This window comes from Rhizobium mongolense USDA 1844 (genome assembly GCF_000419765.1).
Lineage (GTDB): Bacteria > Pseudomonadota > Alphaproteobacteria > Rhizobiales > Rhizobiaceae > Rhizobium > Rhizobium mongolense.
Genome location: NZ_ATTQ01000005.1, coordinates 317,125 through 330,153 on the forward strand (window position 1 = coordinate 317,125; position 13,029 = coordinate 330,153).

Annotated in this window: 8 protein-coding genes, 2 pseudogenes and 1 riboswitch; of the genes and pseudogenes, 9 read left to right on the plus strand and 1 reads right to left on the minus strand. The window is 60.6% G+C overall.

Annotated features, from left to right (window positions below):
- Positions 1 to 252: 252 nt before the first annotated feature.
- The 8 genes and pseudogenes from clpP to A3C3_RS0111805 all read left to right on the plus strand — a co-directional run bounded on the left by clpP (position 253) and on the right by A3C3_RS0111805 (position 11,252).
- A complete protein-coding gene (gene clpP / locus A3C3_RS0111770; protein WP_022714808.1) occupies positions 253 to 888 on the plus strand; it encodes an ATP-dependent Clp endopeptidase proteolytic subunit ClpP in 636 nt (211 codons plus the stop codon).
- 295 nt (positions 889 to 1,183) lie between these two features.
- Entirely contained in the window at positions 1,184 to 2,461 is a 1,278-nt protein-coding gene (clpX, locus tag A3C3_RS0111775) for an ATP-dependent Clp protease ATP-binding subunit ClpX (protein ID WP_022714809.1), read from the plus strand.
- A 401-nt stretch (positions 2,462 to 2,862) separates the two neighbouring features.
- Positions 2,863 to 5,280: an endopeptidase La gene (gene lon, locus A3C3_RS0111785; RefSeq protein ID WP_022714810.1), complete on the plus strand. Its 2,418-nt coding sequence runs from the start codon at positions 2,863 to 2,865 to the stop codon at positions 5,278 to 5,280.
- Positions 5,281 to 5,485: 205 nt separating this feature from the next.
- Complete coding sequence (hupB, locus tag A3C3_RS0111790; protein ID WP_028739578.1) at positions 5,486 to 5,761, plus strand: DNA-binding protein HupB; 276 nt, start codon at positions 5,486 to 5,488, stop codon at positions 5,759 to 5,761.
- Positions 5,762 to 6,528: 767 nt separating this feature from the next.
- A pseudogene (ltrA, locus tag A3C3_RS46920) lies at positions 6,529 to 7,424 on the plus strand (group II intron reverse transcriptase/maturase).
- Positions 7,388 to 7,522 (plus strand): annotated as a pseudogene (locus tag A3C3_RS46925) (group II intron maturase-specific domain-containing protein); the annotation flags it as partial. The pseudogenes ltrA and A3C3_RS46925, both read left to right, overlap by 37 nt.
- Positions 7,523 to 7,815: 293 nt before the next feature.
- Positions 7,816 to 7,969, plus strand: a riboswitch (FMN riboswitch).
- A gap of 90 nt (positions 7,970 to 8,059) precedes the next feature.
- A complete protein-coding gene (locus tag A3C3_RS0111800) occupies positions 8,060 to 8,959 on the plus strand; it encodes a DMT family transporter (protein WP_022714812.1) in 900 nt (299 codons plus the stop codon).
- Between the two features lie 94 nt (positions 8,960 to 9,053).
- Positions 9,054 to 11,252 carry an esterase-like activity of phytase family protein gene (locus A3C3_RS0111805; RefSeq protein WP_033419649.1) on the plus strand — a complete coding sequence of 733 codons (2,199 nt, stop codon included), beginning with the start codon at positions 9,054 to 9,056 and terminating at the stop codon, positions 11,250 to 11,252.
- A gap of 64 nt (positions 11,253 to 11,316) precedes the next feature.
- On the opposite strand, the gene A3C3_RS0111810 is transcribed toward A3C3_RS0111805, so the two are convergent.
- Complete coding sequence (locus tag A3C3_RS0111810) at positions 11,317 to 12,303, minus strand: aldo/keto reductase (protein ID WP_022714814.1); 987 nt, start codon at positions 12,301 to 12,303, stop codon at positions 11,317 to 11,319.
- 216 nt (positions 12,304 to 12,519) lie between these two features.
- Here A3C3_RS0111810 and A3C3_RS0111815 point away from each other — a divergent pair, with 216 nt between their 5' ends.
- A complete protein-coding gene (locus A3C3_RS0111815; RefSeq protein ID WP_022714815.1) occupies positions 12,520 to 12,921 on the plus strand; it encodes a (R)-mandelonitrile lyase in 402 nt (133 codons plus the stop codon).
- Positions 12,922 to 13,029 lie beyond the last annotated feature (108 nt).

Here is a 13,029-nt window from a genome sequence, read left to right on the forward strand (position 1 = left end):
AGGACCATCCGAATGTATTTAGGGTTCGTTCATCCTGTCGCGGAGAAAAGCTGTGAGCGCCCTTGATGGCCCCTCCCGGTCAGGCGGCAGCTGGGAGATAGCCCTGTCATGAGGTTCATCCTGCGCCGGGCTCCGCTTCTTAACGTTATCCTTATGCGTGTCTTGAAGAAGAGGGCGGTGACACTCTATGTAGGGATGAAGCATTTTCTTTGATTCCCGGCGGCAGCCGGCAGACGTTGGCAAAGGACGCACATGAGAAACCCAGTCGATACCGCTATGGCCCTCGTGCCGATGGTCGTGGAACAGACCAATCGCGGTGAACGCTCCTACGACATCTATTCCCGCCTGCTGAAGGAACGTATCATCTTCCTGACGGGCGCCGTCGAGGATCACATGGCGACGCTCGTTTGCGCCCAGCTTCTCTTCCTCGAGGCCGAAAACCCGAAGAAGGAAATTGCGCTCTATATCAATTCGCCGGGCGGCGTCGTGAGTGCCGGCATGGCGATCTATGACACGATGCAGTTCATCAAGCCCGCCGTTTCGACGCTCTGCATCGGCCAGGCGGCCTCGATGGGCTCGCTGCTTCTGGCCGCCGGCCACAAGGATATGCGCTTTGCCACTCCGAATTCCCGCATCATGGTTCACCAGCCCTCCGGCGGCTTCCAGGGGCAGGCATCCGACATCGAGCGCCACGCCAAGGATATCCTGAAGATGAAGCGCCGGCTGAACGAGGTCTACGTGAAGCATACCGGCCGCAGCTACGAAGAAGTTGAAAAGACCCTCGACCGCGACCACTTCATGGATGCCGACGAGGCCCAGAGCTGGGGCGTGATCGACAAGGTCCTGACGTCGCGCATCGAAATGGAAGGCGATCAGGCTAGTAATTAATAGGGATGGTGTTTTTGCCGCCACAGTTCTATCCCATTTGTGATTGAACAAGGGGTTTAATGCGGTAGCGAAGACGCTAATAGTAACTATTAATGCTATGTTGAATCTGTATGACATAGCATTCGGCATTCGAAGGGGAGTTCGTTGCCGCCGGAACCCGGGCATGTTTTGGTTGGGTACCGGTTTTTACCCCTTAAAGCCTTGGCCGGCTGATGCTCCGGTGGGAGCAGGCCGGCGGGCCATTGAGTGGACCGCGATTTCACCTTGAAATGCGGCGTGCTGGAAGGAAAGTGATATGAGCAAGGTCAGCGGCAGCAACGGCGGCGACTCCAAGAATACCCTGTATTGTTCGTTCTGCGGAAAGAGCCAGCACGAAGTCCGGAAGCTAATCGCCGGGCCGACCGTCTTCATCTGCGATGAATGCGTCGAACTGTGCATGGACATCATCCGCGAGGAGAACAAGTCCTCGATGGTCAAGTCCCGCGACGGCGTTCCCACGCCCCAGGACATCATCAAGGTTCTCGACGAATACGTCATCGGCCAGCGGCAGGCGAAAAAGATACTGTCGGTTGCCGTCCACAACCATTACAAGCGCCTGGCGCATGCCACCAAGAACAGTGAAGTCGAACTGGCGAAGTCGAACATCATGCTGGTCGGGCCGACCGGCTGCGGCAAGACCTATCTCGCCCAGACGCTCGCCCGCATCATCGACGTTCCCTTCACGATGGCCGATGCAACGACGCTGACCGAAGCCGGCTATGTCGGTGAAGACGTCGAAAACATCATCCTGAAGCTTCTGCAGTCTGCCGACTACAATGTCGAGCGCGCCCAGCGCGGCATCGTCTATATCGACGAGGTCGACAAGATCTCCCGCAAGTCCGACAATCCCTCGATCACTCGCGACGTGTCGGGCGAGGGCGTGCAGCAGGCGCTTCTGAAGATCATGGAAGGCACGGTCGCTTCCGTTCCTCCGCAAGGCGGCCGCAAGCATCCGCAGCAGGAATTCCTTCAGGTCGACACGACGAACATCCTGTTCATCTGCGGCGGCGCCTTCGCCGGTCTCGACAAGATCATCTCGGCACGCGGCGAGAAGACCTCGATCGGCTTCGGTGCGACCGTCAAGGCGCCGGATGACCGCCGCGTCGGCGAAGTGCTGCGCGAACTCGAGCCGGAAGATCTGGTGAAGTTCGGCCTCATTCCGGAATTCATCGGTCGTCTGCCGGTTCTGGCAACGCTCGAAGACCTCGATGAGGATGCGCTGATCCAGATTCTGTCGGAACCGAAGAACGCGCTCATCAAGCAATATCAGCGCCTGTTCGAGATGGAAGACGTGGAACTCACTTTCCACGAGGATGCGCTCCGCGAAATCGCCCGCAAGGCGATCGTACGCAAGACGGGTGCCCGCGGCCTTCGCTCGATCATGGAGAAGATCCTGCTCGATACGATGTTCGAACTGCCGGCGCTGGAAGGCGTTCGCGAAGTCGTTATCTCCGAGGAAGTTGCCCGCGGTTCTGCCCGTCCGCTCTACATCTATGCGGACCGTCAGGAGGAAAAGGCAAACGCCTCGGCCTGATGCCGGTTCTCGTATGGTTAGATTTAGGGGCTTGCCGAAGGCAGGCCCCTTTCTATTTGAAAAATCGTGAATGGTCCTGTTAATAATGGCTGGCAAGACTGGGAAAACGCTATTGCTGACGTTGCGGAATGTTCCGTCCTTGGCGATGATGGAATGATTCCAGAGCGGGTTTTCCGGCCTTGTGTTTTAGCCGGTTCGGAAGCGGTCAGCGCCGATCCAGTTAGGCGCTTCATTGTACTAGCGTTCCGTTGTAATAAAGCTGTCACAACCGTGGAACGCGGGCGTTAGCGTGGCTTGAAATGCATAGTCAGAACCTCCACTTGTAGCCCAAGTGAGAGTGCCGGCCGATCGCATGCGGCCGCGCAAAGAGCCCGGAAACGGGACGATGGAAAGGAAATAAAATGACGAAGAAAACGTCTGTAGCGAGCAGCACTGCCTATCCTGTTTTGCCCCTGCGCGACATCGTGGTCTTCCCCCACATGATCGTGCCGCTGTTCGTCGGACGGGAAAAGTCGATCCGTGCGCTTGAAGAGGTCATGGGTTCTGACAAGCAGATCATGCTGGTCACCCAGATCAATGCAAGCGATGATGATCCGGATCCTTCAGCAATTCATAATGTCGGCACGGTTGCCAACGTTCTGCAGCTCCTGAAGCTGCCCGACGGCACCGTGAAGGTTCTTGTCGAAGGCCGCGCCCGTGCCGAGATCGATGCCTATACGAGCCGTGAGGATTTCTACGAGGCGCTCGGCCATGTGCTCGACGAGCCGCATGACGACCCGGTCGAGCTGGAAGCGCTGTCGCGCTCCGTCGTTTCGGAGTTCGAGAGCTATGTGAAGCTCAACAAGAAGATCTCGCCTGAAGTGGTCGGCGCTGCCAGCCAGATCGACGATTATTCCAAGCTCGCCGATACGGTTGCTTCGCACCTGTCGATCAAGATTACCGAAAAGCAGGAGATGCTGGAAACCACAAGCGTCAAGGCTCGTCTCGAAAAGGCGCTCGGCTTCATGGAAGGCGAGATTTCGGTCCTGCAGGTCGAAAAGCGCATCCGCTCACGCGTCAAGCGCCAGATGGAGAAGACCCAGCGCGAATACTACCTCAATGAGCAGATGAAGGCGATCCAGAAGGAGCTCGGAGACGGCGAGGAAGGCCGCGACGAGATGGCCGAACTGGAAGAGCGCATCTCCAAGACCAAGCTTTCCAAGGAAGCGCGCGAGAAGGCCGACGCGGAGCTGAAGAAGCTGCGCCAGATGAGCCCGATGTCTGCCGAAGCAACCGTCGTACGCAACTATCTCGACTGGCTGCTCGGCATTCCGTGGGGCAAGAAATCGAAGATCAAGTCGGACCTCAACCACGCAGAACAGATCCTCGAAGCCGATCACTTCGGCCTGGACAAGGTCAAGGAGCGGATCGTCGAGTATCTCGCCGTGCAGGCGCGTGCAGCCAAGCTCAAGGGCCCGATCCTGTGCCTCGTCGGCCCTCCGGGCGTCGGCAAGACCTCGCTTGCGCAGTCGATCGCCAAGGCGACCGGCCGTGAGTATGTCCGCATGGCGCTCGGCGGCGTTCGCGACGAAGCCGAAATCCGCGGTCACCGCCGCACCTATATCGGCTCGATGCCCGGCAAGGTCATCCAGTCTATGAAGAAGGCGAAGAAGTCCAATCCGCTCTTCCTGCTCGACGAGATCGACAAGATGGGCATGGATTTCCGCGGCGATCCGTCCTCGGCCCTGCTCGAAGTGCTCGACCCGGCCCAGAACTCGACCTTCATGGATCACTACCTGGAAGTCGAATACGACCTGTCGGACGTGATGTTCATCACGACGGCGAATACGCTGAACATTCCGGCACCTTTGATGGACCGCATGGAGATCATCCGTATCGCCGGCTACACTGAAGACGAAAAGCGCGAAATCGCCAAGCGGCACCTGCTGCCGAAGGCCATTAAGGAACATGCGTTGCAGCCGGAAGAATTTTCGGTCAGCGACGATGCCCTGATGGCGATCAGCCAGCAGTACACCCGCGAAGCAGGCGTGCGTAACTTCGAACGCGAACTTATGAAGCTCGCCCGCAAGGCGGTGACCGAGATCATCAAGGGCAAGGCAAAGTCGGTCGCCGTCACGGCTGCCAACATCGACGACTATCTGGGCGTTCCGCGCTTCCGCCACGGCGAAGCCGAGCGCGAGGATCAGGTCGGCGTGGTCACCGGTCTTGCCTGGACCGAAGTCGGCGGCGAGCTGTTGACGATCGAAGGCGTGATGATGCCGGGCAAGGGCCGCATGACGGTCACTGGCAACCTGAAGGAAGTCATGAAGGAGTCGATCTCCGCCGCGGCCTCCTACGTTCGCTCGCGCGCTGTGGATTTCGGCATCGAGCCGCCGCGCTTTGACAAGAGCGACATCCACGTGCACGTGCCGGAAGGCGCGACGCCGAAGGATGGCCCGTCGGCTGGTGTCGCCATGGCAACCGCGATCGTCTCGATCATGACCGGCATTCCGGTCAACAAGGATGTCGCCATGACCGGCGAGATCACCCTTCGCGGCCGCGTTCTGCCGATCGGCGGCCTGAAGGAAAAGCTGCTCGCAGCGCTTCGCGGCGGTATCAAGAAGGTGCTGATCCCGGAAGAAAATGCCAAGGATTTGGCGGAGATTCCGGACAACGTGAAGAACAACATGGAGATTATCCCGGTATCCCGCATGGGCGAGGTGATCAAGCATGCGCTGGTTCGCAGGCCCGAACCGATCGAATGGGATGGAACGGTTGAAACGCCGGTCATCGCGACGGTCGAGGGTCTCGATGAGACAGGTGCAGCCATCGCTCACTGAGCGGTGCTTGCCACATTTATGTCAAAATGCTGCAAAACTCGGAAAAGGCTGGCTTAAAACGCCAGCCTTTTTTGTGAAAACGTCACAGAGCCGCTTGCTTTTCCTTGATTTGCAGGGCTTTTGGGTTGCGGCGGGCCTGATGAAACTTATTCTGTGCCTGGCTTACAGATTTGAGTCGTTTCGAACCATTGAAAGGGGTGGAAACATGAACAAGAATGAACTCGTGTCCGCAGTTGCCGAAAAGGCTGGCCTCACCAAGGCTGACGCTGCTTCTGCTGTCGACGCTGTTTTCGACGTTGTCCAGGCTGAACTGAAGAAGAAGGGCGACATCCGTCTCGCCGGCTTTGGCAGCTTCACCGTTTCTCATCGCGCTGCCACCAAGGGCCGCAATCCGTCCACCGGCGCTGAAGTCAATATTCCGGCTCGCAACGTGCCGAAGTTCACGCCCGGCAAGGGCCTGAAGGATGCCGTTAACGGCTAATGAGATTTCTGGCCGCCGGATAACGAGACTGGCAGCCCAGGTTTGGAAGGGTTCGGCGAAAGCCGGACCCTTTTGCACTTGTGCGCCAGGCATGGCGCGTGGTGTGCGAACACCGTTTGGCCGGGATGGTATCCGGCCGATGACTTGGAGGTGAGAGTCCTCTGCGGGCCCTGGTGATGGGAACCGTTAGCCGAACAGCAAGGGCGTTGCCGCGAGGCGGGGTCTGAAGGAAGCTGCAGGCAAAGTGCCGGCCTGACGAACAGGAAGCGCAGATGAGGCGTCCGCATCCGGGCGAGGGAGCAAGTGTGCCCGAAGCCCGATATCACCCGGAGGGTGCGGACGTAGATGCGCCGGGCATATGGCACGAAGGTCACGCGTTTTACCCTGGGAGGTCTGCCGACCTGCCCCTGGTTTCAGGTGAGCTACCGGCGTCGAAAGGCGTCGGGATGGGGCGGCAGAAGTCAGCCGAGGCCGTAGTAGCCGGACCAAGCGGCGAAGGGCCGAACATGGAGTGCCGGACGGAGGCCGGTTTTTCGATGGTGAAGACAGACGCAGAAGACGGGGCTGAGAGGCTCCGTGCCCATGCTGAGAGCAGCGGCCGGAAGCCGCGAGGGCAGGCATTGGGTGCATCAGACACCACGGCAGGACCGTCATCCTCTCGACCGGAGGCGAATGAGCGACTGATGGAGACGATCCTCAGCCGCGAGAACCTGATGGCGGCTTACCGCCGGGTGGTAGCGAACAAGGGTGCGCCGGGCATCGATAAGATGACGGTGGACCAACTGAAACCTTACCTCGCGACGCACTGGCCACACATCAGGGAAGACCTGCTGGCGGACCGTTACAGGCCGGCGCCGGTGCGCGGGGTGGAAATCCCCAAACCCGGCGGCAAAGGGATGCGGCAATTGGGCATCCCGACCGTTCTGGACCGGCTTATCCAGCAGGCGATGCATCAGGTGCTGATGCCGATCTTCGACCCGGACTTTTCTGCCTCCTCCTACGGCTTCCGGCCGGGGCGGAGCGCCCATGATGCGGTTCTTGCCGCCCGGTCACATGTGGCCGGCGGTCACCGCTTTGTGGTCGATCTTGATCTGGAGAAGTTCTTCGACCGGGTGAACCACGATGTGCTGATGGCACGCGTGGCGCGCAAGGTCACCGACAAGCGGGTGCTGCGGCTGATCCGCCGCTACCTGCAGGCCGGGTTGATGACGGGCGGGATCGAAACGAGACGCAGCGAGGGCACCCCGCAAGGTGGGCCGCTTTCGCCGCTCTATCGAACATTCTGCTCGACGACCTCGACAAGGAACTGGAACGGCGTGGCCATGTCTTTTGCCGCTACGCCGACGACTGTAATGTCTATGTGCGGTCGCTCCGTGCCGGTGAGCGGGTCATGGCCTCGCTTACCCGCTTCCTCGCCGAACGGCTGAAGCTCATGGTCAACGGCGCCAAAAGCGCCGTGGACCGACCGTGGAAGCGCGCCTTTCTCGCCTACACCATGACCGCCCATAAAGCGCCGCGCTTACTGATTGCGGCGCCGAGTGTGAAGCGGCTGCGGGACAGGTTGAAAGGGGCGTTTCGCGCAGGGCGCGGTCGCGCGCCCTTGCCACCACCGTCAAAGACCTCGCCCCGATCCTACGCGGCTGGATTGCCTACTTCCGGCTGACCGAAGGAAAAGGGGTCCTGGAGGAACTGGATGGCTGGCTGCGGCGCAGACTGCGCTGCATCCTGTGGCGGCATGGAAGCGACCAGATACGCGAGTGACACGACTGATGCAGCGAGGCCTGACAGAGCAACGGGCACGGGACTCGGCCGGCAACGGCCATGGCCCTGGTGGAATGCCGGGGCCAGCCACATGAACGATGCCTTCCGCAAGGCCTTCTTTGACCAACTCGGGCTGATTTCACTTCAGCAGGAGCTCAGACGTCTAAACCACGCCTCATGAACCGCCGTGTACGGAACCGTACGCACGGTGGTGTGGGAGGAGGGACGCCGCAAGGCTCCCTCCTCCCCGATTCCGCAGGTCTTGCGGGTTTTTCAAGTTTCATCTACGGCTTTTCTGTTCTCAGGGCGGGGTGAAAGTCCCCACCGGCGGTAATGGCCTCGGCCCGAGCCCGCGAGCGCCTTCCGCGCGCCCATGGCGGGGAGGGGTCAGCAGATCCGGTGCGATGCCGGAGCCGACGGTCATAGTCCGGATGAAAGAGAATGGGCGCATACACGGAGGGGCAGGGAACTGCCCGCAGGTGTTGTTGCGCTCATACGTCCTGATTTGTGTTGGTCCTTTTATCTCGATGAAATGACATGAATCAGACTTCCCTCACTATTTCCACGTCGCGTGCCATGGCAGGTGCCGCCTGGATGGTGCTGGCCGGCGTGGCCTTCGCGATACTTAACGTCGTCACGCAATGGGTGGCGATGAAGCTTACCTTCCCGGCTGCGTCCATTGCCTTCTGGCAATATGCCTTCGCGCTCGTCTTCTCGCTGCCGTTCCTCTACCGGGCCGGCTTCTCGGCGATGCGCACCAATTATCCTTGGCGCCATGTCGTGCGCGTCGCCTTTGCGGCGCTCGGCGTCGAAGCCTGGGTCACCGGGCTCGCCTCCGTGCCGATCTGGCAGGCGATCGCGCTGGTGATGACATCGCCGTTTTTCATCATTCTCGGTGCGCGACTCTTGCTCGGGGAACGCGTTGGTCCGGCGCGTTGGGCGGCAACGGTCGCCGGCTTTGCCGGTGCGATGATCATCTTGCAGCCCTGGTCGGTCAGTTTCACTTGGGCGGCCCTGCTTCCGGTCCTTTCGGCGCTGCTGTGGGGCGCATCCTCGCTGATCACCAAGAATCTAACGGGCATCGAGCGGCCCGAAACCATCACGGTCTGGCTGCTGGTGCTCCTGACGCCCATCAATGGCGGGCTTGCGCTGGCGGCCGGCTTCGCGGTTCCGGCGGGCGTCACGCTTGGGCTCTTCGTACTCGCCGGCCTGCTGACCGTGCTCGCGCAGTACTTTCTCACGCTTGCCTATACAGTGGCCGATGCTGCCTACGTGCAGCCCTTCGACGATCTCAAGCTGCCGCTCAACGTTTTTGCGGGTTGGCTCGTCTTCGGCTATGCACCTACCGGTTACCTCTGGCTCGGCGCGGCCTTGATCTTGTGCGCCTCCCTCTTCATCATGCGCAACGAACTGCGCCGCGAGCAGACGGCTGCATAGACAGGGCGGTGCAAAACGCGCCGCATGTCATGTGTCTGTCATCAGAGTCCCTCAAAAATCGCCCGTTTCGAATATTCGACACATGGGGGATTTCATGACCATTTCATCGCGCAAGGCAACACTGGCTGCCGTGCTTCTCGCGTCCGTTGCTTTCCCGGCCGCTGCGGAGCCTGTTTTCAATCGTATTGCGTCCTTCCCGGTTGCCGCAAACCTGCCCGCCGGCAAGGACAAGCTTTCCACGACCTCCGCCGAAATCATCACCGCCACCGACGACGGCAGGACGCTGATTTACAGCGACAGCCCGCTCGGCGCGATCGGCTTCGTCGACATCATCGATGCCAAGGCCCCCAAGGCCGGGGGCGCGCTGATAATGGATGGCGAGCCGACATCCGTTGCGTCGGCAGCCGGCAAGGCGCTCGTTGCCGTCAACACCGGCGAGAGTAAGCAGAAGCCTTCCGGCCGTCTGGCAATCGTCGACGTTGCCACCAAAAAGATCGAGAACACCTGCGATCTCGGCGGTCAGCCGGATTCGATCGCGCTCAACAAGGACAAGACACTCGGCACCATCGCCATCGAGAACGAGCGCGACGAAGACGTCAACGACGGCAAGATCCCGCAGATGCCGGCAGGCGATCTCGTTATCTTCCAGGTCAAGGACGGAGCGGTCGATTGCGGCACGATCAAGCACGTTGCGCTGACCGGCCTCTCGGCCGTCGCGCCGGAGGACCCGGAGCCGGAGTTCGTCGCCTTCAACGGCCAGGATGAGATCGCACTGACACTCCAGGAAAACAACGAGATCGTCATCATCGACGCCAAAACCGCACAGGTGACGACGCATTTCTCCGCGGGCAGCACGAACCTTTCCGGTATCGACACGAAGAAGGACGGGGCGCTGAAGTTTGCTGGCGAACTGAAGGGTGTTCTGCGCGAACCTGACGCTGTGAAATGGCTGGACGACAACCGTCTCGTCGTCGCCAACGAAGGCGATTACGAAGGCGGCTCGCGCGGGTTCACGATCTTCGACAAGACCGGCAAGGTTCTCTACGAATCCGGCAGCTCCTTCGAGCGCGCCGTGGCTGATCTCGGCCATTATCCGGACGGCCGCTCTTCCTCGAAGGGCGTCGAACCGGAGGGACTGGAAGCAGCCACCTACGGAGGCCAGCAATATTTCTTCGTGCTTGCCGAGCGCTCTTCTGTTGTCGGCGTCTACAAGGACACGGGCGCCGACCCGGAACTCTCGCAGATATTGCCATCGGGCGTTTCGCCGGAAGGCGCTGTCGCGATCCCCTCGCGCAATCTCTTTGCGACCGCCAACGAAGTCGATCTCGGCGAGGACGGCGGCCCGCGCTCGCATGTGATGATCTACGAGCTTGCCGAAGGAGAGAAGGCCTATCCGCAGATCGTCGCGGCCGAGAAGGATGGCAACCCGGTCGGCTTTGCCGCCCTTTCGGGCCTTGCTGCCGTTCCGGAAAAGCCCGGGAAGCTCTTTGCGGTCAGCGACAGCGTGCTCGGCATGCAGCCGACGATCTACACGGTCGACGCGACGCAGAAGCCCGCCGTCATCACCGAGACGCTGACGGTCAAGCGTGACGGTGCTGCCGCCCAGAAGCTCGACATCGAGGGCATCGCGGTCGATGAGCAGGGCTGGTTCTGGCTTGCTTCCGAAGGCAACAGCGAAAAGCTGCTGCCGCACGCGCTCTACCATGTCAATCCGAAGGGCGAGATCAAGGCCGAGGTCGCCTTGCCGAAGGAACTGACGGCCAACGAAATCCGCTACGGTTTCGAAGGCGTGACGATCATCGGCTCCGGCGATGATGCCACGCTGTGGATGGCAATTCAGCGTGAATGGAAGGACGACGAGAAGGGCTTCGTCAAGCTCGTCTGCTACAATCCGAAGCGCAAGGAATGGGGCGCCGTGCGCTACCCGCTCGACAAGTCCGACAACGGCTGGGTCGGTCTTTCGGAAATCTCTGCCCATGGCGACAGCGTCTATATCATCGAGCGCGACAACCTCGTGGGGGATGCAGCGAAGTTGAAGAAGCTCTATAAGGTGGCGATCGCCGATCTCAAGTCCGCCAAGCTCGGCGGCGAGCTGCCGGCCGTCAAGAAGACCGAAGCCTACGACTTCGTCAACGAGCTGAAGACGGCCACAAACGGCTACGTGCTCGACAAGATCGAAGGCTTCACCTTCGACGCCGGCGGCAAGGCCTTTGCCGTCACCGACAACGACGGGGTGAGCGACTCCTCAGGTGAAACCCTGTTCTTCCCGGTCAACCTGGTCGGCACGAACTGAGGTTCCCGAACTGAAAGAAATGGCCGGGTCAAACCCGGCCATTTTTGATTCTGAAAGGATACGCTTACCAGCGCTGATGCACATGCGGTGCAATCAGCCGCTCGTAGATCTCGCGGGTCGCGTCCATCACGTCGTGGGATAGCGGCGCGAGATTGGCAGCCGATGCGTTGGCCCTTGCCTGTTCGGCGTTGCGCGCGCCGGGGATGACCACGGTCACGGCATCGTTCATCAGGATCCAGCGCAGCGCAAAGGCCGCCATCGTGGCACCCTGCGGCACCAGCTTGCGCACCTCCTCGACCGCTTGCAGGCCGACCTCGAAGGGAACGCCCGCGAAGGTCTCGCCGACATCGAAAGCCTCGCCGTGGCGGTTGAAATTGCGGTGGTCGTCGCTTGCGAATTTGGTGTCGCGGGTGATCTTGCCGGAGAGCAGGCCACTTGCGAGCGGCACGCGGGCAATCACGGCGACGTTCCTGCGGCGGGCTTCCTGGAAGAACAGGCGATCGGGGCGCTGACGGAAGATGTTGTAGATGATCTGGATGCTTTCAACGCCTGGAAACTCGATTGCTTTCAAGCCCTCCTCCACCGTCGAAACGCTGACGCCATAGCCCTTGATCTTGCCGGCCTTCTGCAGCTCGTTGAGACCGTCGAAGGCTTGCGAACGGTAAAGCACCTCCGTCGGCGGGCAGTGGAGTTGGACGAGGTCGAGACTGTCGACCTGCAGGTTCTTCAGGCTGCGGTCGATGAAGCCTTCGAGATTGGCCTTGGTGTACCCGCCGGCGACATGCGGGTTCAGCCTTCGGCCAGCCTTGGTGGCGACCATCGGGCGCGTTCCGCCACGGTTCTTCAGCACGTCGGCGACGATCTTTTCCGATCGGCCGTCGCCATAAACGTCCGCCGTGTCGATGAAGGTGATGCCGGCGTCGAGCGCCGCATTGAGGGCCGCCCGGCCGTCAGCCTCGCTAACATCGCCCCAGGAACCGCCTATCTGCCATGCGCCGAACCCGACATTGGTGACTGAAAACGGCATGCGGCCGAAAGAATGCTGTTTCATGGGAATCCTCCATTCGTGATGAAAAAGCTCGCACGGCGACTATCAGCCAGGCACCGGGCGGACAAGCGCCTGCGGGGGAAATAGGGCGCAGACGTTGCTTATTCGAGAACGGTGCCTGATCGTCTGGCATATCTTCCCGCTCCACTTCAAATGGGCCGATCGATGACCTACTTTCTGCAGGAGACGCGCCGGATCAAACAACGAAGAGGCAATAGCATGGAAATCAAGACAGCCGGTTCCCGGCCATCAGCGAAGGCTTCGGCGGACTATTTCGCTGGCACCGTGCGGCTTGATCCGTTGATCGAAGCGCCGGATCCGGCCCGCGTGAGGGTCGTGCACGTGACATTCGAGCCGGGAGCGCGCACCGCGTGGCACACGCATCCTCTGGGCCAGACCCTGATCGTCACGTCCGGCAAGGGGCTTGTGCAGAGCTGGGGCGGCGAAATCCGCGAAATCCGGCCGGGCGACACCGTCTGGTTCGCAGCTGGCGAAAAGCACTGGCATGGCGCAGCCCCGGAAACGGCGATGACGCATATTGCCATCCAGGAATCACTGGATGGCAGCGTCGCCGACTGGCTGGAGCAGGTCAGCGACGAGCAATATGCGGGAAAGGCCTGAAGCGGCTTCAGACGCGAGAAAATGCGTCGGAAGTCCTGTCGATGCTAAGCTCTTGTGCGGCGACTGGACTTCGCTTTGAAAACAATTTCCGGACTGTCATGGTTTTGT

Excerpts from the sequence above, each read along its gene's own strand:
- clpP (WP_022714808.1), top strand. The coding sequence starts at position 253 with ATGAGAAACCCAGTCGATACCGCTATGGCCCTCGTGCCGATGGTCGTG.
- clpX (WP_022714809.1), top strand. The coding sequence starts at position 1,184 with ATGAGCAAGGTCAGCGGCAGCAACGGCGGCGACTCCAAGAATACCCTG.
- lon (WP_022714810.1), top strand. The coding sequence starts at position 2,863 with ATGACGAAGAAAACGTCTGTAGCGAGCAGCACTGCCTATCCTGTTTTG.
- hupB (WP_028739578.1), top strand. The coding sequence starts at position 5,486 with ATGAACAAGAATGAACTCGTGTCCGCAGTTGCCGAAAAGGCTGGCCTC.
- A3C3_RS0111800 (WP_022714812.1), top strand. The coding sequence starts at position 8,060 with ATGAATCAGACTTCCCTCACTATTTCCACGTCGCGTGCCATGGCAGGT.
- A3C3_RS0111805 (WP_033419649.1), top strand. The coding sequence starts at position 9,054 with ATGACCATTTCATCGCGCAAGGCAACACTGGCTGCCGTGCTTCTCGCG.
- A3C3_RS0111810 (WP_022714814.1), bottom strand. The coding sequence starts at position 12,303 with ATGAAACAGCATTCTTTCGGCCGCATGCCGTTTTCAGTCACCAATGTC.
- A3C3_RS0111815 (WP_022714815.1), top strand. The coding sequence starts at position 12,520 with ATGGAAATCAAGACAGCCGGTTCCCGGCCATCAGCGAAGGCTTCGGCG.